We start from the raw sequence: 23,665 nt of genomic DNA, 5'->3' as shown, positions 1-23,665 counted from the left end.
CGCTCGGCCGAAGAGACGGGCATGGGACTGCTGGACGGCCTGAAGTCCGCGCTTGGGATGAAAGCGGAGGCCGACGCGACGCGGGACGCCGACCCCGAGGACCTGTTCGGGATGAGCACGGCCTACATGACGATGGAGGCCGACCTGGGGTTCGTCCCGGCAGATGCGGCCGCCCTCTGTTTCGCGGAGGTCGACAGCACCGACTTCGAGGACGCCGTCGAGAACGTCGAGGCGATCCTCGAAGCCGGCGAGGTCGAGACGGGGACGAACGCGCGGTTCACCACCGACGACCACGGCTACGAGTGGGTCGTGCTGGAGGACGACGACCCCGAGGACCTGGTGACGAGCGTCCACTTCGCCGCCGACGAGTTCATCGAGCGCGGCTACGGCTCGCGACTGCTCGCCGCGCTGTTCGCCTTCGAGAAGCGCGATGCCGGCAGGCATCGAGACGGAGGCGGCGATGCCGCCGGAGCCGACCGGCTGGCCTACTGGGTGTACTCGTTCCGCCGGGGGAAGTACTACCCGTTCGCGCCGGAGGGCGACCACGACCGGCACAACCAGACGGAGATCAAACTCCAGAGCGTCCTCGACGGCGAGCTGACCGTCGAGCCGGACAAGGAGTACTGGTACCCCCTCTGGCCCGACCGACCCGGAAGCCACCCCTGGGAGTAAGCTTATTCCGGGCGCGGGCGCCGGATCCCCTGTGACGCCGACCGAACCCGCCGTCTACGACCACGTCCGTCCGCCCGCGTCCGACACCGACTCCGCCCTCTCGCCGGGCGTCTACCGCGTCGTCGGCGTCGGCGAGCGGACGGTCACGCTCCTGCGAGTCGGCGACGCCGACGGATATCGAGTCAACACCGGCGAGGTCGCGACCGTCGACCGCGACGCGCTGGCGGCGTTCGCTCCCGCGGACAACCCCGACGGGAACCGGCCGCTGGGCGAGCGGGTGCGCCGGTTCGCCGAGAGCGTCGTCTGGAACCTCCGGGCGTTCGTCGCCGGCCTGCTGGCCCGTCCCGCTCTCGCCGTCGTCGCGCTGGCGCTCGTCGTCGTCGGCCACCAGGGCCACCGCGTCCTCTCGGTCCCTGAATCGTGGCTCACCGCCGTCTACTTCCTCGGCGTCTTCGGCGTCGTCTACCTCGGTGCCCGCGGTTAGCTCGGCGGACCGACCCACCGTCTCGCCCCGCCACCCCGCCCGGCCGGACCGGCTCGACTCGACCCGGCGAGCGCTCGTTCACGTATCAACGTTCGGACCGGTACGGTCGCGTCCCGCTTCGGACTGCGATTTCACTTTCACTACGGTGTTAACGAGGGTTTATATGACGGGCGGCGCAATCGATGTCCATGGCGACAGAAGACCTCGAAGAACTGCCGGGCGTGGGTCCGGCGACGGCGGAGAAGCTCCGGGAGAACGGGTTCGACGGCTATCAGGGCATCGCGGTCGCGTCACCGGGCGAGCTGTCGAACACGGCGGACATCGGCGAGTCCAGTGCGGCGGACATCATCAACGCCGCCCGCGAGGCCGCGGACATCGGCGGCTTCGAGAGCGGTGCACAGGTGCTCGAACGACGCGAGCAGATCGGCAAGCTCACTTGGAGCGTCGACGAGGTCGACGACCTGCTCGGCGGCGGCATCGAGACCCAGTCGATCACCGAGGTGTACGGCGAGTTCGGCGCCGGCAAGTCCCAGGTCACTCACCAGATCTCCGTCACCGTCCAGCTCCCCAGCGAGCACGGCGGGCTGGAGGGGTCGGCGATGTTCATCGACAGCGAGGACACGTTCCGCCCCGAGCGGATCGACCAGATGGTCAAGGGCCTCTCCGACGAGGTCCTCGAGGACACGATGGTCCTCCACGGGGTCGTCGAGGAGGACGAAGCGGCCGACGCCACCGACGAGGACCTGCTCGACGACCTCGTCGAGGTGATGCTCGACAACATCCACGTCGCGAAGGCGTTCAACTCCAACCACCAGATCCTGCTGGCCGAGCAGGCACAGGACCTCGCCAGCGAGACGCAGGACGACGAGTTCCCCATCCGCCTGCTCTGTGTGGACTCGCTGACCGCCCACTTCCGCGCCGAATACGTCGGCCGCGGCGAGCTCGCCGACCGCCAGCAGAAGCTCAACAAGCACCTCCACGACCTGATGCGCGTCGGCGACCTCCACAACACCGCCGTCGTCGTCACCAACCAGGTCGCCTCGAACCCCGATTCCTTCTTCGGCGACCCGACCCAGCCTATCGGCGGGAACATCCTCGGACACACCTCCACGTTCCGCATCTACCTCCGCAAGTCCAAGGGTGACAAGCGCATCGTCAAGCTCGTCGACGCCCCGAACCTCCCGGACGGCGAGGCCGTCATGCGCGTCGAGGAAGACGGTCTGATGAACGAATAGGCGAGCGTCCCGACCCCTCCACCACGGGATCCGTTCGTGAGAACGGCGTACGCGAGTTTTTATCCGATGAACCCGTCGGTTCGGACGAGATGGTCGACAGCCACGGGGACGACCGGCGAGCGGAGGGCGACGAGACCCCTCTCGTCGCCGCGGCGTTCGACGCCCTGCCGGCACAGGTCGCGGTGGTCGACGCCGACGGCGTGATCCTGACGACCAACCGCGCCTGGCGGGAGTTCGGGCTGGCCAACGACATCCAGGGTGACCCCGACATGGTCGGCGAGAACTACCTCTCGGTCTGTGACGCCTCCGACGACGAGTCGGCGACGGAGGCGGCCGCGGGCATCCGGTCGGTGCTCGCGAGCGAGCGCTCGGAGTTCACGCTGGAGTACCCCTGCCACTCGCCGGACGAGCGGCGGTGGTTCCTGATGCGAGCGATCGGCCTGTCGGAGTACGACGACCCCCACGCGCTGGTCATGCACGTCGACATCACCGACCGGAAGGAGGCCGAGCTCCGGGTCGAGGCCAACAACGAGACGCTGTCGACGGTGGCGAGCGTCCTCAGCCACGACCTGCGGAACCCGCTGAACGTCGCGATGGGTCGAACCGACCAGCTGGTCGAAAATCCCGGAGCCGACGCCGAGACGGTCGCCGACAGTGCGGCGTCGATACTGTCCTCGCTGGAGCGGATGAACGCCATCGTCGACGACGCGGTCGTCCTCGCGCGCGGGGCCGACACCGTCGAGACCGAACGCGTCCGGCTCGGTGCGACCGCGCGCGAGGCCTGGTCACACGTCGAGACGGGCGACGCGTCGCTGGAGGTGCGCGACGACGTGACGGTCGTCGCCGACGCCAGCCTCCTCGCGCAGTTGCTGGAGAACCTCTTCGGAAATTCGCTGGATCACGGCGGGGGCGGGGCGGTCACGGTCGGCGGGACGGCGGACGGTTTCTTCGTCGCCGACGACGGGCCGGGCGTCGCACCCACCGACCGCGAGCGGGTGTTCGACGCCGGCTACTCGACCCGGAAGGACGGCGACAACACCGGGATGGGCCTGGCGATCGTCCGGAAGATCGCCGACGCCCACGGCTGGACCGTCCGCCTGACCGACGCTCGGGCGGCCACCGACGGCGTGTCGCGGGGTGCCCGCTTCGAGTTCGACGGCGTCCTCGGGAACACGTGACCGAGGGCTCGTCGAGCAGAGCTCGACGGTGTCGAACTCGACCGATAGGCGCAACGCACTTGCCGGTCGCTTCCGAACGCCCGGGTATGGCGTTCACGCTCTACCAGCTCGACGGGTGTCCGTACTGCGAGAAAGTCGCCGACCGGATGGACGAACTGGGTCTCGACTACGAGACGGTCTGGGTCGACGCGCTGCACTCCCAGCGCAACGAGGTCAAGCGCGTCTCCGGCCAGCGCGGGGTCCCCGTCCTCGTCGACGACGACCGCGGCGTCACCATGGCCGAATCGGCGAAGATCGTCGAGTACCTCGACGCCAGCTACGCCTGACCGCGCCGCCGTTCACGTTCTGTCCCGGTAGACCAGCCACGCCCCCAGCGTCGCGAAGATCGTCGGGTAGGCGAACCCGTAGACGACCAGCAGGTATCTGTCGGGCAGGATCGTCACCTCGCCCGTCAGCGGGCTGACCAGCACCGCGGTAAAGATCACCGACCCGACGAACAGGACGACGAGGTAGCCTGCGGCGACGGCGATCCCGAACCGAGCCACCTCGGCGAACGACTCGGTGGTCGTCTCCGCCCAGTAGCTGTCGGCGAACTCGTAGCCGGCGCCCACCAGCGCGACCGGCGCCAGCAGGTAGTAGACCGCGGCCGGCACGTCGGTCTCCCCCTGCTGGGTGATGAGGTTGAGATGGCCGAGTTCGGCGGTCTGCCCGCCGACGATCCCGCCGACGTGGGATAGCGGCGCCGCGTGGCCGGTACCGAACGTGAACAGGCCGCGCAGCAGCCGACCGATACCGGGGATCCCCACGATCGGGTTCGCGACCGGGGCGAGCACCTGAGGTATCACGCCCGTCGTCGCCGGGATGTTGTGCGCGTTGAAGACGACGATGCCGAGCAGCGCGAAGCGCCGCTGGAGCGAGCCGGAGCCAAAGCCGCCGATCGCGGCGACCGCCGCCGTCAGCACGAACACCGCGAGAAAGGCGCCGGGCGCTCGCGCCATCCCCGCCCGCCACGGGAACGAGACGAACGCCTCCTCCAGGACGACCTCGGTCCCGAGGACCGACACCGTCCGGTCGCCGGACCCCTCCTCGCCCGTCGACTCGTCCGCCTGGTCCGAAGTCACACCTGTCCACGCGCTCAGCAGTTCAAAAAGGCTTCCGCCCGCTTCGATCGAATTGATAGCCGGCCACCGGGCGGCGGCTTCGCCCGGGCCGCCGGTCGCAGTCCCCTGCGGTTACCGCTCGCGATTCCGAGACGTTCGCTCTCCGAGGGCACCCTGCCGGTCGCCCTCGCTCTGCTCGCGGGTCACTTCGTTCCCCGCTCGCTCTTTCGAGGCGCTCACTCCGTTCGCGCCTCGCTCTCGAAGTCCAGCGCCGCCGAGTTGATGCAGTAGCGTTTCCCGGTCGGGTCGGGGCCGTCGTCGAAGACGTGGCCGAGGTGCCCGCCGCAGGTCGCACACACCACTTCCGTCCGGCGCATCCCGTGGCTGGTGTCCAGCTTCGTCTCGACGTTGCCCTCCTCGACGACGTCGAAGAAGCTCGGCCAGCCGTGGCCGGCGTCGTACTGCTGGTCCGTCGAGAACAGCTCCGCCCCGCAGCCGGCGCAGGTGAACTCCCCCTCCTCGTCCACGTCGAGGAACTCGCCGCTGAACTTCGGCTCGGTCCCCCGCTCGCGCAGGATCTTGTACTCCTCCTCGGTCAGCCGCTCGCGCCACTCCTCGTCGGAGTTCGGCAGACTCCCATCGTGCTCTGACATACCCCCGCATAGCCACTCCAGGCGTTTATACCGTCCGCTCGGAAACTCGGCCGTGTTCGGTACAGGTGGTGTAGTGATCACGCCAGTATCCGCCGAGCGAACGGAGCGAGCGAGGCGGTTCGCCGCCAGAGCAAGCTCTGGCGAGCCTGCGGTCGTTCGCGGTGCTCACTCCCGCAGACACCGGACGCAAGCGAGCGAAGCGAGCGCGCCGTCCGGCCTTTTTCCCCACGTTTTTGCGGTAGCGAGGGACCGGCGGTCCCTCGGACCATGCGCACAGCGTGGGAGCTTCGCTCCCACGGGCGCTGCGAGCGGGCCAAAGGCCCGCGAGCAGACGGCGCGTCGCGCCGCGAGCAGACGGACGATCCCCGCACCGGCGCGAAGCGCCGCGAGGAACGCTCCGCTGGAAAAAGTGGGTTTGCGACCGCTACCGAACGTGGCTCCGGGACCGACGGCAGGTTCAACCGGTTCGCGGCCCAATCGACGACGGGGAACCGATGCAAGTGTACTGCACCGACGGGACGGTCGTCGACTGTGCCAGATACGAGGTCAACGAGTACGGGCTGGTCCTCTACGGGACGAAAAACCAGCAGGAGCGGGAGCGCTACGACACGAACGACTCCCAGCAGGTGGGGTTCGTCCCCCACGACCGACTGTGGTACGTGCTGCCGGAGGGGGTGACGCCGCAAGCGGGGCTGTCGGCGCCGGGGCAGGGCCAACAGGGCGCGGGGACGCGGCCGCAACCGCAGCCGCGGCAGTGACGGCATCTCGTCGAACTGACGTATCGTAGAGATTCCGTGTCGTCGAACTGCCGCCGAGGTCAGGGCTGGAAGCCCTGGTGTTCGATCTCGTCGGCGAGGGAGCCGGGGAGGTACTCGCCCTCTCCGGGGGTGATCGCGGGGGTGAGCCAGCCGCCCTCGCAGTAGTGGTGGGGGTCGTCCCGACAGGCGCCCGACGAGTCGATGCGGCCGACGACGTTGTGGAGCAGTTCGTGGACGACGACGTGACGCTGCGTCCGGTCGGCGGCCCCGGCGTCGACCAGTGCGAACCGACCGCCGACCGAGCCGTAGCCGACCTCGTCGGAGGCGAAATCGGTCACGACGACCTGGTGGTAGGTGCCGGCGCGCGGCCCGAGCCGGTCGCGGTAGAGGTCGGTTCTGAGGTCACCGAAGTTCTCGCCGGTGAAGACGGCGGTCTCGTTGACGCGGCCGCCCCCGCGGAGGTGTACGTCGATGCCGGTCCCCGTTTGCCCCCGGACCGGCATCTCCGCGAACTCGGATTCGACGTAGTCGTAGAACGCGGGCGAGGCGGTCTCGACCCCGCGGGCGTAGTCGACCTGGACGTACAGGTCCATCGACAGCGGGTCGCTGTCGGGGAGGGCGGCGCCCGAGGGCGTCTCCTCGCGGAACTCCCAGCCGTCGAGGAGCCTGTCGCCGTCCGTATCGGCGACCGTGGGGTCGGTGCCGAGTTCGAGTTCGCGTCGGTCGTCGAGGCCGTCGTCGTCGGTGTCGGGGTCGAACGGGTCGGTGCCGAGTTCCAGTTCGCGCTCGTCGGTGAGGCCGTCGGCGTCGGCGTCGACCGAGCGCGGGCTCGTTCCCCGTTCGAGCTCCCTGGCGTCCGAGACGCCGTCGCCGTCCGTGTCGGGGTTCAGCGGGTCGGTGTTGAGGTCGATCTCTCGGCCGTCGACGAGGCCGTCGCCGTCCGTGTCGGGGTCGAACACCTCGGTCCCGAGCTCGCGTTCGCGCTCGTCGGTGAGACCGTCGCCGTCGGAGTCCAGCGCGCCGGCGGTATCGTTTCCGTCGGCGGGCGGACCGGTCTCGGGGTCGGCGTCGCTATCTTCGGTCGCGTTCGACCCGCTCGCCCCGTCGCTCTCGTCGGCGGTATCGCCGGTCGACGGGACGCCGAGCTGTTCGAGCTTCTCGACGAGCACGTCGCTCGCGTCCCCGCCCCCCAGCGAGGATGACTCGTTCGATTCGTCCGCCGGCGTCGCCGCAGGTCCGTCGCGAGCGTCCACGGTCTCGGCCCCCAGGGCCCCGACGCCCGCGACGAGTATCATGCCCAGCAACGCCATCGCCAGGACCCGTCGCACACGCCTCCTGTGAACCCCCACCGTCAAAATAGTTGTTCATGCGACGTGAACGCGCGGACCGGGCGGTCACCGGCGAACGAACGGTGTCATGGGGGACACCGGGAACTAGCAGACGGGTTTCGGGTTGACGCCCAGCTCCTCCAGCGTCTCGAAGTAGTCCTCGTAGTCGGCCTCGATGGCGGCGGCGGCGGCGGCGACCGCGTTTTCAGGGTCCTCGGTCTCGGCGGCGAGCAGTTCGCTCGCGCGCTCGACGTACTCGTCGTAGTCGTCGCCGAACGCGCGGAACGTGCTCGCGGTGCGGGGGCTGGCCTGGCCGACGAAGTAGCCGACGACCTGGTCGGCGTTGTTGCCCGCCGCGAGCGCCCAGCCGACGAACGCGCCGAGTCGCTCGGCGGTTCCGGAGACACCTTCGAGGTGAGCGACGACCGCGGGCGGCTCGCCGGGTTCGTACTCGCCGCGCTCGTCGGCGGCCGCCTCGGCGTGGTCGCGCTCGGTCGCCGCGGCGTCGGCGAACAGTTCGCTCACGTCGCCCGACTCCGCGTCGGCCCAGGCGTCGAAGCGCTCGGCCGCGAACCGCGCGCGGTCGGCCACGGCCCCCAGCACGGCGTCGTCGTCCATCTCGCCCTCGGTGTCGGCGTACAGCGCCTTCGAGGAGCCGAGCCGCGACAGCGGCGTCGCCGACTCCTCGCGGACCGCCTCGACGAACTCCTGTGAATCCATGTCGGAAGCGTCGGCGGGCGACGGCTTGTAACCATCGTCTCCCGCCGCGTCGGCCGGTATCCGACCCGGACCGGACCCGAAAGCACTTGTTCCGGACTCGACGATATCCGACGATGCCCTCCCCATCGCGTCGCGAGTTCCTCGCAGCCGCCGGTCTGGCCGCCGGGACCGCCCTCTCCGGCTGCGCCGCCGTCGAGGGGCTCTCCGGCGAGCAGCAGTTGACCTACACGCTCGATGCAGACCGCCTCGGAACGTCGCTCGCGCCGCTGGCGATGTGGGAGTCGCCCGAGGAGCCCCGCCCCTGGACTGCCGACTACGCGGCGAACGTCGACGCCGCGGTCGCGGGCGAGCGCCCGACCACCCACGGGTACCGGCCGGTCCCCGACGGCGAGTACGTCGAGCGCGACGGCACCTACTACCGCCTCGCGGTCGTGACGACGGGCCTCGAACGGATCGAACGACCGGTCCTCCGGCTGGGGTGGGTCGGTCGACTCGACGAACTGGAGGACCCACCGGACCGCGTGCGATTCCCGGCGCTGACCCGGCTGGACCAGCGCGCGGTCAAGATCGCGTACGTCGCCGCCCGCCACCGCGAGATGGGCGGGACCGCCCCCGGCGACGTGATCGAGGCGGGCGGCTACGTCTACCGTCGGGGGTACGAGGGGCCACAGAGCGCGCTGGCACCCGACCCGATCCACGACCACGTCGAGTACAACGGGAGCGTCCTCGAAGTCTCCGTCGAGCGCCGCGAGTTCGCCGAGCCGGCCAGGACCGGCGTCGCGATCCCGGTCGCCGACTCCGAGGCGGAGTTCGAGCGCGCGCTCGACGGCGACATGGTCGACGCCCGCCTCGACCCCGAGGCCCTCTCCGAGGACCAGCGGCTGATGCTCGTGCGCGACGACTACGAGGAGACGACGCCGCTCTCGGCGGGGTATCGCGAGTTGCTCGCCGACCTGGGGTTGGGTGACCTGCTGGACGCCGGGAGTGAGCGCGGCCCTCGCGCCGAGAACGGCCTGTACCTCGCGCTCGGCGAGGAGTACTACCGCTACGGGCTGTACGTCAATCCTGCCGACTGATGCCGACTCCGGCGCCGGTCGCGAGCGGCGACCCCCGCGTTACGCTCAGTTCGCGTCGGCCCAGTCGACGGCGTTGCGCAGCAGCGTCACGAACGAGTCGTGTGCGAGCGCCTCGTCGGTGTGGCCCAGCGAGATGTAGGCGACCCGACCCTCGTCCTCGTTGGTCCAGACGACGGGGTACTCGTCGAGGTCGGGGTGGTCCATCGTCGCGAGCACCTGCAGGTCGTCGTCGACCGCCACCTGGTAGGGCTCGTCGAAGACGCTGAAGTCGTCGACGCCCTCGGTGATGGCGTGCTCGGCGACGACGTCGACGCCGAACTCCGAGTCCTCGGGGTGAGTGAGGAAGTGCCCGCCGACCAGTTCGCGCAGTTCCGGGAACGGCTCCTCGTTGTGGTCGAGCACCTCGTCGGGGTCGTCGGCCGCGACGGACGTCAGGTCCGAGGCGCAGTGGACGCCGACGTAGCCGCCGCCGGATTCGACGTGAGTGAGCAGGGCGTCGAGCTGTTCGTCGGTGAGCGACGAGTCGGTGAGGTAGTCGACGAGCACGTCGTACTCGCCGGTCAGGGCGTCGCGGTCGGTCGTGATCGTCACGTCGTACCCCTCCAGCGCGGCCGCGAAGGCGTCGCGTTTCTCGTCGATAGCGTGGAACGGGAAGGTGTTCTCCCCGAGCACGAGCACACGTGTCATGTCGGAGCCGTCGGCCTTCCCCGGGTTAGCTCCACCGGTCCCGGAAGCGGCGTACGGCTCTCGTCGGATCGCACCCCTCCAGCCGCTGTGTGAGTGGCGTTCGCACGGGCCGTATGCCCTGCCAACACATACCGGATAAACAATTATTAAGGTAGGGCTCGAACAGTCGTGTATGGCAACACGCCAGTCCACGTCGGGCGCGACTCCGACATATCACACGTGCAGCTGTGGGAAACAGTTCGAAACCACAGAGGGGCTTCTCGAGCACGCACGAGAGTCGCACGGACTGAGCGTCTTCTAGACCCCGCGCCGGCCTCGGGCTGGACCGGCGCCGCGGGTCAGTACACCCGTACCTGAAACCGTTCGTAGCCGCCGTGAGACAGTTCTAGCGACCCGATCCACCAGTTCCACCGCTCGACGAGCGAGTGGTCCGCCGGCGCGTCGGCGAGGTTCTCCAGCACCGTCTCGACGGTGAGTTCGAACTCCAGGTCCTCGGCGACCCGCCCCGAGTCCGCCAGGTCCCGCGCCTGCCGGGCGACCACCCGCCGCGCGTCCGCGTCGCCCTCGAAGCGTCCGAGCTCCGACTCCAGTCGCTCCCGGTTCACGACGCCACGATAGTACCCCGAAACCCTTGAACCACCCCCATCGCGGAAGATACCGCCCGGTAGCATCGAACACCTACTCCAACCGGGCGTCTTCGATCCGCAGCGTTCCGCGGGTTCCGTCCCACTCGGTCTCGTACTCCAGCTCGATCGCGCGATCCATGTGGGGCCCGTCCGTGACGAGTGTCTCAGAACCACCTTTTTCTCGCCCGGGTTTCCTCGCGCGCCGCTGGCGCGCTCACGGCTCGCGTGCTCGCCGCTCGCGTCGGGGCCTCCCGCCGGTCGGCCCCGCACGCGCTGCGGGGAACCCGGGCGGCAAAAACGTGGGCGAAAAAGTCGCCTCCACCGTCTTCGACGGCGTCGCCGGTGAACCGCGCGCCCCTGGGCGCGCGGACGCTACTCCAACCGGGCGTCTTCGATCCGCAGCGTTCCGCGGGTTCCGTCCCACTCGGTCTCGTACTCCAGCTCGATCGCGCGATCCATGTGCGGTCCGTCCGTGACGAGTGTCTCGAACTCGCCCCCCTCGCCGAGGATGTGGACGCCGTAGCGCTCGTTGAGGGCTTCGAGGTCGTCGAGGGCGTCGGCGTCGAGGCGGCGTCCAAGCCAGGACTCGTCGAGGCCGCCGGCGGCGACGCGGATGATCCTGATCTCGAAGCCCGCCGCCAGCATCGCCTCGGCGAGTTCCCGCGGGTCCCGCTGCCACAGCGGCGCGAACACCTCGGCGCCGAGCCGCTCGGCCATCGCCTCGATCCGGGAGGTCTGGTACTCGCTCTCGACCGCGCCGGCGGTGACGCCCGCCAGCCCGCCCGGGAGGTCGTCGGCGAGGTCGTCGAGCGCGGCCTCCAGGGGTTCGAGCTCGGCGTCGCCCTGCGCGCCGGCGTCGACCGTCTCGCCCGCGGCGAAGTCGTCGGGTTCGACCTCGACCAGCGGGATGCCGATGCTCTCGGCGGCCAGACCCGCCAGACGCGTCGCCGGCACGTGGTACATGTAGGAGTCGCCCTCGGGGTGGACGGTCACGAGCCGCTCGACCGGGAGCCCGCGTTCGAGCGCCCGATACAGCGCCCACGAGGAGTCCTTCCCGCCCGAGAAGAGCGACACCCAGCCGCCCCCGTCCGCGTCGTCTGTCATACCCTCCGCTGGGGCCCGTACGCACTTACGGACTCCGGAACCGACACCCCGTCACTGCCCGAGCGAGCGACGACCCGACCGAACCCGGTACCGCGGGAGTACCCGAGCGCCTCACCGCACGCCGTCGACGGCCCCGGCCGTCGCCTCTCGATGTCCGCCCGCCCCGGTTCGACCGGAAACCGTCGGCCGACGGGTGGAGTAGCCGTAATTCCGCCGCGTACGTCGGCGGAGGTTTTTTATATAACCTATGGTTATCACGGGTATGGATTTACCGACGCCGGCGGACTTGCGAGAGCGGCGGAACGAGCTGGGGTTGACCCAGAGCGACCTGGCCGACCGGGCGGACGTATCGCAGCCGTTGATCGCGCGGATCGAGGGCGGCGACGTGGACCCGCGGCTGTCGACGCTCCGGCGGATCGTCAACGCGCTGCAGGAGGCCGAGGGGGCTATCCTGCGCGCGGAGGACCTGATGAACTCGCCGATCGTGAGCGCCCAGCCGGACGACTCCGTCCACGAGACGGAGGAGCTGATGGACCAGGGCGGCTTCTCGCAGGTGCCCGTCATCCGAGACGGGACGCCGCTCGGACTGATCGGCCACTCCGACATCCGCCAGCGGTCCGGGGAGTCCGAGGCCGACAACCTCGGCGACTACCCGGTCGACGACCTCAAACGCGAGTCCATCGCGACGGTCGAACCCGGGGCGACCATCGACGAGATCAACGACTACCTCAACCACAACGACGCCGTCCTCGTCGTCGAAGGCGGCGAGACCGTCGGGATCATCACCGAAGCCGACATCGCCGCACACATCAGCTGAGCCCGCACCGCCCCGTGGGCCTCCCCCGCCGCACTCGTCCGTCCTCGCGTTCCGCGTGCCGGTCCGCCGTCTCCTTCGCCGCCCCGTCTCCGGTAGCGGCCCCTACGCCTCGTCGTCGTCGCTGTCCGCGGTGACGTCGACGGGGATCGAAGTCTGTTCGGCCTCGCCGAACCCGGCACTGAGAACGCGCGTCAGCGCCTCCTCGACGCGTTCGTCGGTCTCCTCGTAGGAGTCGGGGTCGACTTCGACGACGAAGCCGGTCGTGATGTTCGGCGCGGTCGGGAGAAAGAGCACGTCGCGGCCGTCCTCGGTCGTCTGTCCGGTCTTGAACGCCGTCATCCGCATCCCCTGCCAGGTCTCGATCTTGACCGGCTCCTGCAGTTCGTCGGCGCCGGAGACGACCGTCTCGACGGCCATCTTCGAGGCGTTGTAGACGACGCGGAGCCCGGGGAGCTGGTTCATGACGCGGTCGATGCCGTCCTCGATGACGTCGCCGAACGTGGTCCGCATCAGATAGCCCAGCGAGAAGACGACGAGGACGAAGATCAGGAGCGTCAGGAACACCCGAAGCGGACTGCCGACGGGCACGTCGCCGTTGCCGACGGTGACGTTGTAGTTCTGAACCGGCAACGGAAGGCCCGCCAGCGCCGTGTAGATCCAGACGATGATGTATGCCGTCACCAGCAACGGCACGAGGATCACCAGGCCGCTGGCGAAGTCGCGCTTCCAGGATGCCGAACTCATCTGCGGGTATCTGCCCGCCGGAACGTAGTAAGCGTGTTCCTTCAGGGCGCGGACACGAACGGCCAGCGACCGAACGGGCGCCGACGAGTGGCGTCGCGGTCGGGCGCCGCCGGTCCTGACGGCGGCGTCGAATCTCACCCGCTCACGACCGCCCGCAGCGCGAAGGCGAGGTTCTCCTTCCGTTCGAGCGCCCGCCGGTAGAAGTACGACAGCCACTTCGACCCGTAGGGGGCGTACTGCCACACCTCGCGGTCGGCGGCCAGTTCCCGCTGGGCGTCCTCGCGGACGCCCATCAGCATCTGCACCTCGTAGGGGGTCCCGTGGTCGTCGTGCAACCGTTCGGCCAGCGCGACCATCGCCGGGTCGTGACTCCCGACCGCCACCCCGTCGTCGAACGCCTCGAACATGTACTCGAGGCAGTCCCGGTAGGCCTCGTTCACCCGCGATCGCTCCCGGTAGGCGACCTCCGCCGGCGGGTCGTAGGCGCCTTTCACCAGCCGGACCTTCCCCGGCAGGTCGGCCAGCCGTTCGAGGTCCTCGCGCGTGCGCCTGAGGTTCGCCTGGACGCAGACGCCGACCTGTCCGCCCGTCTCCCGCGCGTGGTGCTCGAAGGCGCCGAGCGTCGCGTCGGTGGTCGTGTGGTCCTCCATGTCAATCCAGACGAACTCCCCGTGTTCGGCCGCCCGCTCGACCACCCGGGCGAGGTTCTCGCGGAAGACCTCTTCGCCCACATCGAGGCCCAACTGCGAGGGTTTCACGGAGATACGGGCCCGCAGGCCCGTCCGCGCCAGGTCGTCGATCAGCTCGCAGTAGGCCGTAGCGTCCGCGTCGGCGGGTTCGCGCTCGTGGTAGTGCTCGCCCAGGAGGTTCAGGATGACGCCGACCCCCCGCTCGTTGGTCTCGCGGGCGTGTTCCAGCGCGACCGGGGCCGTCTCACCGGCGACGAAGCGACTCGCTATCGGCGGGAGCATGCTGGCAAGTATTGCTGCCAGTGTGAAATGGGTACCGGCGTCGCGTCGGGCGTCGAGCGGGACGGGGCGGGGACGGTGGGGCCGCTCTCGACGAGCGCGGGGGGCGGGGCGGCGGCGCGAACCACGGCGACTTAAGAAGCGCGGGGCTGTCGGCGTCGGTATGGACCTGGTCACGGTGGTCGCGACGGCGCTGTGGGCGATGTTGCCCGCGTACGTGCCGAACAACGCGGCGGTGCTGGCCGGCGGCGGCCGCCCCATCGACGGCGGCCGCTCCTGGGGCGGTCGGCGCGTCCTCGGCGACGGGAAGACCTGGCGCGGGACCGCCGCCGGCACCGCCGCAGGCGTCGCGCTCGCGCTCGTCCTGAACGCCGCGTCGGGACCGATCGCGGACCTGCTGGGCGTCCCCGCGGTGGAGTTCCCGCTCGCCGCCGCCGTCGGGCTGGCGCTGGGCGCGATGGTCGGCGACATCGGCGCCTCGTTCGTCAAGCGGCGCAGCGGCCGCGAGCGCGGCGCCCCCTTCCCCGGGCTCGACCAGCTGGACTTCGTCGTCGGCGCGCTCGCGCTGGCGGCCGTCCTCGACTTCGAGTGGGTGACCGCGACGTTCACGGTCCCGGTGCTCGCGACGGTTCTGGTCGTGACGCCGCTGTTGCACGTCGTCACCAACGGGATCGCCTACCTCATCGGCGCGAAGGACGAGCCCTGGTGACGGGCGGCGGGCCGAGGAGCACGTTCGGCCCGGAACGCGACGCTTAACCGCCCGAGGCCAGTAGGGCGGGCCAATGAGTCGTTCCGGCGAGTTCTGTCCCCGTTGTGGGGACGAGATCGAGGCGAACCTCGACGCGCGGCCGGCGACGCCGGGCGCGGCGGGGCCGCGCGACGGCGACAGCGTGCTCTGTGACGACTGTTACTTCGACGAGTTCGACCTCGTGGACGCGCCCGACCGCATCGACGTGCGGGTCTGCTCGCAGTGCGGCGCCGTCCACCGGGGGAACCGCTGGGTCGACGTGGGCGCCCAGGACTACACCGACATCGCCGTCGAGGAGGTCTCGGAGGCGCTCGGCGTCCATCTGGACGCCACGGACGTGAGCTGGGAGGTCGCCCCCGAACAGGTCGACGAGAACAACATCAGGATGCACTGCCAGTTCTCCGGCGTGGTGCGTGGGACGCTCGTCTCCGAGGAGGTGGTCGTCCCGGTGAAGATCGCCCGACAGACGTGCGAGCGCTGCGGTCGGATCGCCGGCGGCTCCTACGCCGCGATCGTGCAGGTCCGCGCCGACGAACGCACCCCGACCGCCGAGGAGATGGAGCGGGCACAGGAGACCGCGGAGTCGTTCGTCGAGACGCGCGAGGCCACGGGCGACCGCAACGCCTTCGTGACGGAGGTCTCGGAGGTCGACGAGGGGCTGAACATGAAGATCTCGACGAACCAGCTCGGCCAGGGGATCGCCAAGCGGATCGTCGAGCAGCAGGGGGGTTCCTTCGAGGACTACGAGACGCTGGTCACCGAGGACGGCGACGGCAACGAGGTCTATCGGGTGACCTTCGCCGTCCGCCTGCCGCGCTACCGGGCCGGGGAGGTCATCGACCCCGGCGACGGCGACGGCCCCGTCCTCGTCCGCAGCGTCCGGGGCAACCTCAAGGGCACCCGACTCGCCACCGGCGAGGACTACGAGGCGAGCTTCGAGGAGGGCGACGCGCCCGACGCGCGCCGCCTGGGCACCCGCGAGGACGCCGCGGAGACGACCGTCGTCGCCGTCGAGGACGAGAACGCCGTGCAGGTGCTCGACCCCGAGACCTACGCCGCGGAGACGATCCCCCGGCCCGACTACTTCGACACCGACGCCGACGAGGTGCCCGTGATCAAGCACCGCGAGGGCCTGCACGTCCTCCCCGACGAGGCCGTCGACGCCGGCGGGGACTGACGGGAGTCGCCCCGCCGGGACCGAACTCCTGACCCGACAGCGGCAACTTTTTTCGTGGTTCGGCCGGTTGGCCGACACATGTTCGAAGCCCTCCGTTCGGCACGGACCGTGACTCGCCGGTTCGTCGCGCTCCTGCCGGTGTTGATCGCCGTCGCGACGCTGCCGACCGTCCTGCTGGTCCTGTTCAACGCCGGCGTCGTGACCGCGATCGAGGTCGCGGTGGCGGGCTGGCTGCTGGCGACGCCGGTGACGGCGCTGCTCGTGTGGGTCGTCCTCGGCCTCTCGCCCGTGGACCTGCCGGGGACGCTCGGCGAGCGTCGCGTCGACCTCCCGTCGATGCTCGACGGCTCGGGGTCGGGCGGCGACCGCTCGGGCGGCGACGACCCGGTCGAGACGCTCCGCGAGCGGTTCGCCCGCGGCGAGATCGACCAGACCGAGTTCGAGCGCCGCCTCGACGCGCTGCTGGCGAGCGAGGCGGGTGACGACCGGCCGCTCGACGGTCCGAGCGGAACGTCACCCGGCCGGGCGGTCGAACGCGAGGCGGCGCGCGGCGGGTCGCCGGCGGACGACCGACCGTCCGCGCCCGGCCGCGACCGCGAACCCGAGTCGACCTGAGCGAGCGGCCCGGTGCCGTCGCCGGACCGCCGCGGTCCGCTCGCCCGGTCGCGCCCGACCCGAAACCGTTTCGGCCGTCGGTCCCCACCCGACGAGTAGATGGACGAGCGTGACGACCGACTGGCGGTCGTCGTCGACAAGCCCCGCGCCGAGGCGGTCATCGACGACCTCGAACGGGCGGGGGTCTACGACGCCGACCGCTCGGTCCGCGAGTTCGACGAGGGGAGCGTCTCGCTCCCGGTGACGGCGGTACCCGAGGCCGTCGACTACCGCGAGGTCGTGCGACAGGTGGGCGAGCCGCGTCTGCGTGACCTCGCCGACCACCTCCGCGAGCGCGGCTGGACCGACGAGGAGGTCGAACTGGCGCCGTCGTCCTGGGCGGTGCTGGGGACGGTCGTCCTCGTCGACATCGGCGACGCGCCCCGGCCCGCGGAACTCGGCGAGGCGCTGCTGGACCTGCACGGCGCCGCCGACACCGTCCTCGCCCGGGGACCGGTCACCGGCGCCCACCGCGAGCCCGACGTGACGGTGCTGGCGGGCGAGGGCGATACCGAGACCGTCCACCGCGAGCACGGTACCACCTACGCGATGGACCTGGCGGAGGTGATGTTCTCGCCGGGGAACAAGGCCGAGCGAGCGCGGATGGGCGATGAGGTGAGCGAGGGCGAGCGCGTCGTCGACATGTTCGCCGGGATCGGTTACTTCGCGCTGCCGATGGCCCGCGCCGGGGCGGACGTGACCGCCATCGAGCGAAACCCCGCATCCTTCGAATTCCTGCTGGAGAACGTCCGGCGCAACGGGGTCACCGACCGCGTCCAGCCCTACCGGGCGGACTGTCGGGACGTGCTGCGCGTGGCGGCGGAGCCGCCACGGACCGACGAGGTCGGCGACGCCGACCCCGCGCAGGTCGACTCGGCGACGGACGTGCGCGCCGACCGGGTCGTGATGGGCCACTACGACGCTTCCGAGCCGCGCTCGGAAGACAGTCGGAGTCCCTCCGACGCTTCCCACGAGTACCTCGACAGCGCGCTGGGCGCGCTCGAACCCGGCGGCGTCGTCCACATGCACGAGGCGACGCCGGAGACGCTGGTGCCCGACCGCCCCGTCGAGCGACTGCGCGCGGCCGCCGCCGAGCGCGGCCGGTCGGTCGACGTCCTCGAAACGCGCCGCGTCAAGGGTTACAGCGAGGGCGTGGCCCACGTCGTCGTCGACGCGCGCGTCGAGTGATCGATCGAGTTGGGAGACTGACCTGTCCCGCTGGCATGGGGCGATTGTCGGTCGCCGCCACCACAGTAGTTTTTATCCCGTGGGGAGGAACAGTCCGTACATGGCGCCTGGGCCGTACGAACGGGTGCTGGAGACACTGGAGGACTTAGACGCCCGTCTCGCCGGCCTGGAGGTCGGATACAACGAGACCAACGCCTCGGCGGCCCAGGAACACGTCGACCAGCTCGGGAACTTCTTCGAGAGCGAACCCGAACACTTCGTCGCGCTGCGCGAGTCGGTCGACCGCCTCGTCGAGACGGAGGACTCGGCCCACGCCGCGGCGGCCAAGGAACACGCCGACGCCCTCAGAGACCGCGTCGAGGCCCAGATCGACGAGGAGTGAGCGCGCCGTCGGCTGCACGTCCCTCTCGCCACCGTCGGCTCCCGTGTTACGTTTAAATAACATGACGAGGCCAATGGGGGTATGCTGTCTCGGTTGTCTGCGCTCGGGGGGAGCAGCCGAGCCCGGGACTCCGAGGTCGTCCGGGGGCGTCGCCCGTGACGGGACGACGACCGGACAGAGCGATCAGTACGGTCGTGGACGTGACGTTCGCGCTGTTGCTGGTCAGCGCGTCGATCGCGGTCCTGGCGGTGGCGTTGACCGACGACGAGCCCGCCAGCGACCCGCTCCAGGCCGACCGGACGGCCGAGACGCTCGCGGCAGCGACCCGGACGGTCGAGTACACGCTCGACCCCGTCCGCAGCGAATCACAGTTCAACGACGGCGGGTACGACTACGAGCGGTCGACCCACGGGGCGCTGACGGGGTTGCTGGCCGACGGGGCGGTCACGAACGCGCAGTTCCCCGACGGGGGCGACGGCGACCCGTACGACCCCGACGGGCCGGCGCACCTGACGAGAGCGGGTGAGGACTTCGCGACGGCCGTCGACGGCGCGGTCAGGGGGACGCTGACGAGCGCCGGCACCGACGCGCACGTCGTCGCGGTCTGGACGCCGTACACCGATTCGGCGATCCGCGGGCGGATGGAGGCGGGCGCCGACCTGCCCCCCGGTGGCGACACGAGTACGGCGACGCTGACGGTCCCGAGCAAGATGCCCGCGCCGGACGAGGCGGATCTCGAACGGGCCTTCCGCGTCGACGGCTACAGCGGCGTCTCGGAGCTGATCGCCGGGGCGATCGTCGAGGGGTACTTCCCGACCGGGGAGACCCAGCTGGCGCTCGAGCGCGACGGGCTCGGTCGGGCGCTGGCGGTCTACCGCTACCAGCGGATGGCCGAACTCGTCGACCACCCGGAGTTCGAGACCGACCCCGCGCTCGGCGCGGTCGGGTCCCACCCGGTCAGCCGGACGCAGGCCGACGCCGCGACGGCCAACGCGGAACTGCAGGCCGACCTGGCGACGATGATCGGCGAGGAGCTACAGCACGAGTACCCGAGCGCGGACGCCGAACGCATCGCGTCGGCCGTCTCGGTCGGTGAAGTGACCGTTACCGTGACTACCTGGAACGAATGAGCCCGAGACGACCACAGACACTGTCGATCGCAACGAGCAACAGAGCGCGGATCCCCTTCGCCGTCGTCGGCGTGTTGCTGTTGATCACCAGCGCCACCGTCGTCGGGGTGATACAGTCGCGCGACGGTGCCGACACCGAGACGGATATCGCGCTCGCGGTGGATCAGTCCCGGGCGTCCGCCCAGTCGGTCGTCCGAGAGGCGGTCTCGGACGCGGCGAGCGCCGCCGCACAGAAACCGGTCACCGTCCCCGCGGACACGCCGGCCGGCCGAGCGCTGGCGGCCGGCGCCAGCGATCCCGACCCCGACGCCGTCTACCGGCGGTACCTGAAACTGCGGGCCTATCTCGAAACGCAGGCGCAACTGGACAGCTCTCGCCAGCGACTGAGCGACGGGTCGGTCACCCGCACGTCGCTCCCGCCGGTCAGCTACACCGAGTCGTCGATCCAGTCGGCGATCGGTCGCGTCGACCTCGAAGCGGGGATGGACGACCGCTCCGACGACCTGAGCAACGGGACGATCACCGCGACGATAGACGGGCTCACGACCGAAGTCGTCGAAGAGGGCGAGATCCGCGCCAGCGAGACCGAGTCGATCACCGTCTCCGTCGCGTCGACGAGCCTGTTGCTCCAGCACAAGACCCAGAAGTATCAGGACCGGCTCGCGAAGGGCTTTTTCGACTCCGGGACCAGCGGCTTCGGCAAGCAGTTCGCCGCCCGGCTGTACCCGCTGATGTACGCCAAGGCCTACTACGAGCGGATGGCGCCGCCCGGGAAGGCCGACGCGTTCGACAAGATGGTGATGAAAAAGGACATCGAGGTGCTGGCCAACAGCGCCAACTTCGCCGTCCAGGGCGAGGTCTTCGGGACGCGAGACCCGGGCTACACGCGCGTAATGGGGTCGGCCTACGCCTGTATGGCCCTCCGGAACGTCGAGAAGCTGTACGACGCGGGCGCGTTCAGTCGGTCGGGGCCCGGCGCGAGCAGTTCCAGCGACGACTACACCGAGGGCGCCGGGGGGAGCAGTCTCGACGACCAGGGGTCGACCAGCGATTGGAAGAGCCGGTACGGACTCGGGAGTACGCCGACCGGCCTGAACGCCAAGGACTTCTGTGCGGCCGCGTCGATGCTCACTGGCGGCGCGAGCGGGACCCCGCCAAGCTCCGTCCAGGAGGTCGTCAACCAGTTCATCGGCCAGCAGGCCCAGCGGGCGTTCAACAAGAAGAGCACCGTCGAGATCGACAAGTTCGCCGAGCCGGCGCTCGACGAGGTGCTCGCCCAGTCGGTCGACTACGACCCCGAGTACAGCGACGACACCGAGCAGGAGGACCCCAACGGGACCGACGAGGCCCCCGAAATCGACGAGGACCTTCCCTCCGATTTCTCCGGGCGCAACACCTTCGAGCGGCTGATCGACCGGATCTACTCCTACTCCGTCTCCACGAGCACCGGCGGCGCCGCGAAGGTCTCCGGGGAGATGCCCGAGGCGTCCGCACCGCCCGGCAGCGGCTGGTCGGTCTTCGACGACGGGAACGTGAAAGTCGACCGCACCGCCGACGTCACCGTCGACCACACCGAGGTCTGGGACGAGTCGACGGCGCGGACCCGCGACCTCCACGAGTTCCGCGTCGAGGTGACGAACGTCCTGAAGGAGACGGACGAATACAGGCGCCAGGAGCCGTGCTCGTCGGGGTCCGGGTCGAGCACCGCCACGCCGACCGGTCCGTGTTACGAGTACGAGGACCGGACCGACTACGAGCGCGTCACCTGGGAGGTGGACGTGACCGTCGGCGGGACCTACAGCGACGATCCCGACATCAACGTCTCGCACAACGGGACCGACGGCGCCTACACCGGGTCGAGCCCGAACTTCGAGGAGGCCATCGCCGAGTCGATCCGCGGGGGGCTGAACGTCGACCCCGGCGATCCGGACGGCAACTTCGGGGACGCCATCTCGACGGGGTCGATCGAGAGCGCCGGCGACCTCGAATCGGCGGTCTCCGACCAGATATCCGGTATCACGACACTGAACTCCGACACGTTCCTCTCGGCGAGCGAGCGTTCGGACCTCGAGACCGCGCTCGAAGACGAGGTGGTCGGCCTCCACGACCACGTGGTCGGCGACGAGTCGGCGCCGCCTCGACCCGTCTCGGACCTGCAAGTTTCGCCGACGGAGATGGCGACCGGTAGCGACGTGTTCGGCCCGCTGCGCGAGCGCACCAACACGTCACACCACGTCTACTACGACACGTCGGGGAGCTACGACAGCGCCCGCGAGAAGGCCATCGCCGAGGCGCGCATGGAGTACGTCGACGCGGTCCACCGGTGGGTCGACCGCGTCGAGAGCGCGCGGTCGGAGTCCTCCAGCGACGTGAACGACGAAATCTCCAGCGAGGTCGACGGCGTGACGGACGTGATGAACGAGGGACTGGCGTTCGCGTCGAACCAGATCGACGGGTCGGGACCGCTGTACAGCCCGGGGACGATGTCAGACACGGACCTGCTGGGGGACATCCGCTACACGGTCGACGCCTCGCCGACGTACCTGACGACGGGGCCGGTCAGCCGTGCGACGGTGCCGGCGGTGCGGCCGAGTTACGCGACCGTCACCGAGGCGGGCGACACCCAACACGTCCCGATGGCCGTCAGGAAGCACAACACGTTCGGCTACCCCGGGGTGCCGATCGTGCCCTGGCCGACCTACTGGTACCTGTCGGTCGACCACTGGTCGGTCCAGGTCAACGGCGAGTACGGCCGCTTCGAGGTGACGGCGGACAACAGCGCGCCGGCGTCGCCCAAGACGACGACGTACGTCCGCCAGGCGATGCCCGTCGACCTGGAGATCGCCGGCCAGAAACGCCGCGTGGGGCAGGTCGACCCGATCAACTTCTCCGGATCGACCGCCGTGGTGATCCCGGTGCCCGGCGGGACCGTCTACCCGAAGCCCCGGTACGGGGTGGGCGACGACTGGCGGATCAAGGGCGGTCCCAACAGCAAGCCCTGGCAGAACATGTGCTCGGCGACGTGGAGCCACGTCGGGCCCGGGTTCAACCCCGGGGCGATCAACCCGGACGAGTGTAGCAACATCAACGACGGCGGCGGACCGATCGAAGCGTCGCTGGCGGACTACGTGCCGGGGAGCAGCGCGGTCAGCGACGTTCCCCTGGAGTGGGACGACGACGACGGGGAATTCGAATTCGACGCGCCCGGGCCGGACAACTGCGAGGAAGACGATCTGACCGAGAAACTGGAGGAGGACAGTGACTCGGAGCTCGATTCGGCCACCAGCGGGATGGAGTGGTACGACGGGCTCTCGGACTCGCTCCAAGAGCGGCTCTGGAGGGGGCAGTTCTGTCAGCTCCCTACCGACCGGTACAAGGGTCGCTACGCGGAGTTCATCAACGGGGACGAACCCGGTGACGCCGGTGACGACGACGTCGCCACCACCTGGCGGGACACGATCGTCCTGACCCGCTACGACCACGAGAACATCGAGAACGCGCTCGATTACCTCCTGCGCGACGAGAACGGCAACGGAATGAGTCTCGCCGAGGAACACGACATCCAGCGGTTCATGACCGCCCGGTATACGAACGACGTTGAATTCGCCAGTCACGGTGGTGTCGACTCGCACAGAGAGCCCGGGATCGTGACGGAATTCACGACGGACATCGATGAAGACCAGTTCGTGCGGATCTTCGACAACGAGAGCGGCTATGGCCCCAGTGGTAGCTGGTTGGCCCGCCAGCCGGAAGTCCGTAGCTACGACAGGACTGCCCTAATCGATACGTTCGCTCTCTGGGACGGAGACGTCGTCGGTGATGGGAACGATGCCTGGGGGAACTACAGTTGCATCGCGAAGGCGTACGTTCCAGAGGGGGTCGACATGCGAGTGAGCTATTCGGGCGGGTTCCATCCGAACAACTATCCGAAACTGGACGACGAAGCGCTCGCAAGTGCCGAGTACGGTGGTGAGTTGAGTGGCGGGGAGATCCAGTACGAGATCGTCGGGAGCCCGGGTCAGGTGCCCGACGACCACTGGCGACCGCTCGGATCGATCGAGGAACTCACAAAGAAGAGTGAATTCGACGGTCGATGGGGAGCGGTCGGAGATCCGGGAGACCCTCTCCCCGTTTCCTCGGGACACGATTGTAACGTGAGTCCGTAAGGGTTCGAGCATCGGTCACACGAAACAACTGTTTTGTAGCTTCAAACCGGACGGTACGTACCAAATATCA

General features: G+C 69.6%; 24 protein-coding genes and 1 pseudogene. 15 read left to right on the top strand and 10 right to left on the bottom strand.

The features are described from left to right. The first annotated feature begins 21 nt into the window (after positions 1–21). The 5 genes from pspAB to HZS55_RS01375 all read left to right on the top strand — a co-directional run bounded on the left by pspAB (position 22) and on the right by HZS55_RS01375 (position 3,895). On the top strand, positions 22–672 hold the full coding sequence (pspAB, locus tag HZS55_RS01395) for a PspA-associated protein PspAB (RefSeq protein WP_179909985.1): 651 nt from the start codon (positions 22–24) through the stop codon (positions 670–672). A gap of 31 nt (positions 673–703) precedes the next feature. Continuing rightward, the gene (locus HZS55_RS01390) at positions 704–1,156 is read left to right on the top strand and encodes a hypothetical protein (RefSeq protein WP_179909984.1); all 453 of its coding nucleotides are present in this window, start codon (positions 704–706) and stop codon (positions 1,154–1,156) included. Positions 1,157–1,344: 188 nt separating this feature from the next. Beyond that, positions 1,345–2,391 carry a DNA repair and recombination protein RadA gene (radA, locus tag HZS55_RS01385; RefSeq protein ID WP_179909983.1) on the top strand — a complete coding sequence of 349 codons (1,047 nt, stop codon included), beginning with the start codon at positions 1,345–1,347 and terminating at the stop codon, positions 2,389–2,391. Between the two features lie 89 nt (positions 2,392–2,480). Next, positions 2,481–3,569 (top strand): sensor histidine kinase, encoded by a 1,089-nt coding sequence (locus HZS55_RS01380; protein WP_179909982.1) that lies wholly within the window; start codon positions 2,481–2,483, stop codon positions 3,567–3,569. Between the two features lie 86 nt (positions 3,570–3,655). Then, complete coding sequence (locus HZS55_RS01375; protein WP_179909981.1) at positions 3,656–3,895, top strand: glutaredoxin family protein; 240 nt, start codon at positions 3,656–3,658, stop codon at positions 3,893–3,895. Between the two features lie 12 nt (positions 3,896–3,907). On the opposite strand, the gene HZS55_RS01370 is transcribed toward HZS55_RS01375, so the two are convergent. Both HZS55_RS01370 and msrB read right to left on the bottom strand, forming a co-directional pair. After that, positions 3,908–4,690 carry a hypothetical protein gene (locus tag HZS55_RS01370; RefSeq protein ID WP_179909980.1) on the bottom strand — a complete coding sequence of 261 codons (783 nt, stop codon included), beginning with the start codon at positions 4,688–4,690 and terminating at the stop codon, positions 3,908–3,910. Between the two features lie 215 nt (positions 4,691–4,905). After that, a complete protein-coding gene (gene msrB, locus HZS55_RS01365; protein WP_179909979.1) occupies positions 4,906–5,322 on the bottom strand; it encodes a peptide-methionine (R)-S-oxide reductase MsrB in 417 nt (138 codons plus the stop codon). A gap of 494 nt (positions 5,323–5,816) precedes the next feature. Between msrB and HZS55_RS01360 the strand changes: the two genes are divergently transcribed. Further along, positions 5,817–6,080, top strand: a complete 264-nt coding sequence (locus HZS55_RS01360) for a hypothetical protein (protein WP_179909978.1) — start codon at positions 5,817–5,819, stop codon at positions 6,078–6,080. Between the two features lie 59 nt (positions 6,081–6,139). Here HZS55_RS01360 and HZS55_RS01355 read toward each other — a convergent pair whose 3' ends face one another. Together HZS55_RS01355 and HZS55_RS01350 are read right to left on the bottom strand one after the other, a co-directional pair. After that, positions 6,140–7,408 carry a hypothetical protein gene (locus HZS55_RS01355; RefSeq protein WP_179909977.1) on the bottom strand — a complete coding sequence of 423 codons (1,269 nt, stop codon included), beginning with the start codon at positions 7,406–7,408 and terminating at the stop codon, positions 6,140–6,142. Between the two features lie 105 nt (positions 7,409–7,513). Next, complete coding sequence (locus HZS55_RS01350; RefSeq protein WP_179909976.1) at positions 7,514–8,128, bottom strand: rubrerythrin family protein; 615 nt, start codon at positions 8,126–8,128, stop codon at positions 7,514–7,516. A gap of 113 nt (positions 8,129–8,241) precedes the next feature. Between HZS55_RS01350 and HZS55_RS01345 the strand changes: the two genes are divergently transcribed. Further along, positions 8,242–9,204, top strand: coding sequence for a hypothetical protein (locus HZS55_RS01345; protein WP_179909975.1), 963 nt, complete (start codon positions 8,242–8,244; stop codon positions 9,202–9,204). Positions 9,205–9,249: 45 nt separating this feature from the next. On the opposite strand, the gene HZS55_RS01340 is transcribed toward HZS55_RS01345, so the two are convergent. From HZS55_RS01340 to HZS55_RS01325, 4 genes and pseudogenes are all read right to left on the bottom strand, one after another. Continuing rightward, positions 9,250–9,891 (bottom strand): ThuA domain-containing protein, encoded by a 642-nt coding sequence (locus HZS55_RS01340; protein ID WP_179909974.1) that lies wholly within the window; start codon positions 9,889–9,891, stop codon positions 9,250–9,252. Between the two features lie 338 nt (positions 9,892–10,229). After that, positions 10,230–10,496, bottom strand: coding sequence for a hypothetical protein (locus HZS55_RS01335; protein ID WP_179909973.1), 267 nt, complete (start codon positions 10,494–10,496; stop codon positions 10,230–10,232). 73 nt (positions 10,497–10,569) lie between these two features. After that, positions 10,570–10,698, bottom strand: a pseudogene (locus tag HZS55_RS22525) (diphthine--ammonia ligase); the annotation flags it as partial. Between the two features lie 191 nt (positions 10,699–10,889). Beyond that, a complete protein-coding gene (locus HZS55_RS01325; RefSeq protein ID WP_179909972.1) occupies positions 10,890–11,621 on the bottom strand; it encodes a diphthine--ammonia ligase in 732 nt (243 codons plus the stop codon). A gap of 262 nt (positions 11,622–11,883) precedes the next feature. On the opposite strand from HZS55_RS01325, the gene HZS55_RS01320 reads away from it, so the two are divergent. After that, complete coding sequence (locus HZS55_RS01320) at positions 11,884–12,438, top strand: CBS domain-containing protein (protein ID WP_179909971.1); 555 nt, start codon at positions 11,884–11,886, stop codon at positions 12,436–12,438. A 102-nt stretch (positions 12,439–12,540) separates the two neighbouring features. Here the strand turns inward: HZS55_RS01320 and HZS55_RS01315 are convergent, their stop codons facing one another. Together HZS55_RS01315 and HZS55_RS01310 are read right to left on the bottom strand one after the other, a co-directional pair. Beyond that, complete coding sequence (locus HZS55_RS01315) at positions 12,541–13,182, bottom strand: DUF502 domain-containing protein (protein WP_179909970.1); 642 nt, start codon at positions 13,180–13,182, stop codon at positions 12,541–12,543. Between the two features lie 134 nt (positions 13,183–13,316). Further along, complete coding sequence (locus HZS55_RS01310; protein WP_179909969.1) at positions 13,317–14,153, bottom strand: proline dehydrogenase family protein; 837 nt, start codon at positions 14,151–14,153, stop codon at positions 13,317–13,319. 160 nt (positions 14,154–14,313) lie between these two features. On the opposite strand from HZS55_RS01310, the gene HZS55_RS01305 reads away from it, so the two are divergent. The 7 genes from HZS55_RS01305 to HZS55_RS01275 all read left to right on the top strand — a co-directional run bounded on the left by HZS55_RS01305 (position 14,314) and on the right by HZS55_RS01275 (position 23,595). Further along, on the top strand, positions 14,314–14,859 hold the full coding sequence (locus HZS55_RS01305) for a CDP-2,3-bis-(O-geranylgeranyl)-sn-glycerol synthase (RefSeq protein ID WP_179909968.1): 546 nt from the start codon (positions 14,314–14,316) through the stop codon (positions 14,857–14,859). A 73-nt stretch (positions 14,860–14,932) separates the two neighbouring features. Continuing rightward, on the top strand, positions 14,933–16,075 hold the full coding sequence (locus HZS55_RS01300) for a 60S ribosomal export protein NMD3 (protein ID WP_179909967.1): 1,143 nt from the start codon (positions 14,933–14,935) through the stop codon (positions 16,073–16,075). A gap of 78 nt (positions 16,076–16,153) precedes the next feature. After that, entirely contained in the window at positions 16,154–16,690 is a 537-nt protein-coding gene (locus HZS55_RS22520) for an SHOCT domain-containing protein (protein WP_246308330.1), read from the top strand. Between the two features lie 99 nt (positions 16,691–16,789). Then, complete coding sequence (locus tag HZS55_RS01290; protein ID WP_179909966.1) at positions 16,790–17,917, top strand: class I SAM-dependent methyltransferase; 1,128 nt, start codon at positions 16,790–16,792, stop codon at positions 17,915–17,917. 100 nt (positions 17,918–18,017) lie between these two features. Next, positions 18,018–18,299: a hypothetical protein gene (locus HZS55_RS01285; RefSeq protein WP_179909965.1), complete on the top strand. Its 282-nt coding sequence runs from the start codon at positions 18,018–18,020 to the stop codon at positions 18,297–18,299. Positions 18,300–18,454: 155 nt separating this feature from the next. After that, positions 18,455–19,429, top strand: coding sequence for a DUF7284 family protein (locus HZS55_RS01280; protein ID WP_179909964.1), 975 nt, complete (start codon positions 18,455–18,457; stop codon positions 19,427–19,429). Further along, entirely contained in the window at positions 19,426–23,595 is a 4,170-nt protein-coding gene (locus tag HZS55_RS01275) for a DUF7286 family protein (RefSeq protein WP_179909963.1), read from the top strand. Before HZS55_RS01280 ends, HZS55_RS01275 begins: the two co-directional genes overlap by 4 nt. Positions 23,596–23,665: the final 70 nt, after the last annotated feature.

The sequence above is a fragment of the Halosimplex rubrum genome (genome assembly GCF_013415885.1).
GTDB classification, from domain to species: Archaea; Halobacteriota; Halobacteria; order Halobacteriales; family Haloarculaceae; genus Halosimplex; species Halosimplex rubrum.
Note: the sequence above shows the minus strand (reverse complement) of the source record. Positions and strands in the feature narration are given on the sequence as shown.

What these genes read in the sequence shown, in the direction of transcription:
- pspAB (WP_179909985.1), top strand. Translation starts at nt 22, where the DNA reads ATGGGACTGCTGGACGGCCTGAAGTCCGCGCTTGGGATGAAAGCGGAG.
- radA (WP_179909983.1), top strand. Translation starts at nt 1,345, where the DNA reads ATGGCGACAGAAGACCTCGAAGAACTGCCGGGCGTGGGTCCGGCGACG.
- HZS55_RS01380 (WP_179909982.1), top strand. Translation starts at nt 2,481, where the DNA reads ATGGTCGACAGCCACGGGGACGACCGGCGAGCGGAGGGCGACGAGACC.
- HZS55_RS01375 (WP_179909981.1), top strand. Translation starts at nt 3,656, where the DNA reads ATGGCGTTCACGCTCTACCAGCTCGACGGGTGTCCGTACTGCGAGAAA.
- msrB (WP_179909979.1), bottom strand. Translation starts at nt 5,322, where the DNA reads ATGTCAGAGCACGATGGGAGTCTGCCGAACTCCGACGAGGAGTGGCGC.
- HZS55_RS01360 (WP_179909978.1), top strand. Translation starts at nt 5,817, where the DNA reads ATGCAAGTGTACTGCACCGACGGGACGGTCGTCGACTGTGCCAGATAC.
- HZS55_RS01350 (WP_179909976.1), bottom strand. Translation starts at nt 8,128, where the DNA reads ATGGATTCACAGGAGTTCGTCGAGGCGGTCCGCGAGGAGTCGGCGACG.
- HZS55_RS01345 (WP_179909975.1), top strand. Translation starts at nt 8,242, where the DNA reads ATGCCCTCCCCATCGCGTCGCGAGTTCCTCGCAGCCGCCGGTCTGGCC.
- HZS55_RS01340 (WP_179909974.1), bottom strand. Translation starts at nt 9,891, where the DNA reads ATGACACGTGTGCTCGTGCTCGGGGAGAACACCTTCCCGTTCCACGCT.
- HZS55_RS01325 (WP_179909972.1), bottom strand. Translation starts at nt 11,621, where the DNA reads ATGACAGACGACGCGGACGGGGGCGGCTGGGTGTCGCTCTTCTCGGGC.
- HZS55_RS01320 (WP_179909971.1), top strand. Translation starts at nt 11,884, where the DNA reads ATGGATTTACCGACGCCGGCGGACTTGCGAGAGCGGCGGAACGAGCTG.
- HZS55_RS01315 (WP_179909970.1), bottom strand. Translation starts at nt 13,182, where the DNA reads ATGAGTTCGGCATCCTGGAAGCGCGACTTCGCCAGCGGCCTGGTGATC.
- HZS55_RS01310 (WP_179909969.1), bottom strand. Translation starts at nt 14,153, where the DNA reads ATGCTCCCGCCGATAGCGAGTCGCTTCGTCGCCGGTGAGACGGCCCCG.
- HZS55_RS01305 (WP_179909968.1), top strand. Translation starts at nt 14,314, where the DNA reads ATGGACCTGGTCACGGTGGTCGCGACGGCGCTGTGGGCGATGTTGCCC.
- HZS55_RS01300 (WP_179909967.1), top strand. Translation starts at nt 14,933, where the DNA reads ATGAGTCGTTCCGGCGAGTTCTGTCCCCGTTGTGGGGACGAGATCGAG.
- HZS55_RS22520 (WP_246308330.1), top strand. Translation starts at nt 16,154, where the DNA reads ATGTTCGAAGCCCTCCGTTCGGCACGGACCGTGACTCGCCGGTTCGTC.
- HZS55_RS01290 (WP_179909966.1), top strand. Translation starts at nt 16,790, where the DNA reads ATGGACGAGCGTGACGACCGACTGGCGGTCGTCGTCGACAAGCCCCGC.
- HZS55_RS01285 (WP_179909965.1), top strand. Translation starts at nt 18,018, where the DNA reads ATGGCGCCTGGGCCGTACGAACGGGTGCTGGAGACACTGGAGGACTTA.
- HZS55_RS01275 (WP_179909963.1), top strand. Translation starts at nt 19,426, where the DNA reads ATGAGCCCGAGACGACCACAGACACTGTCGATCGCAACGAGCAACAGA.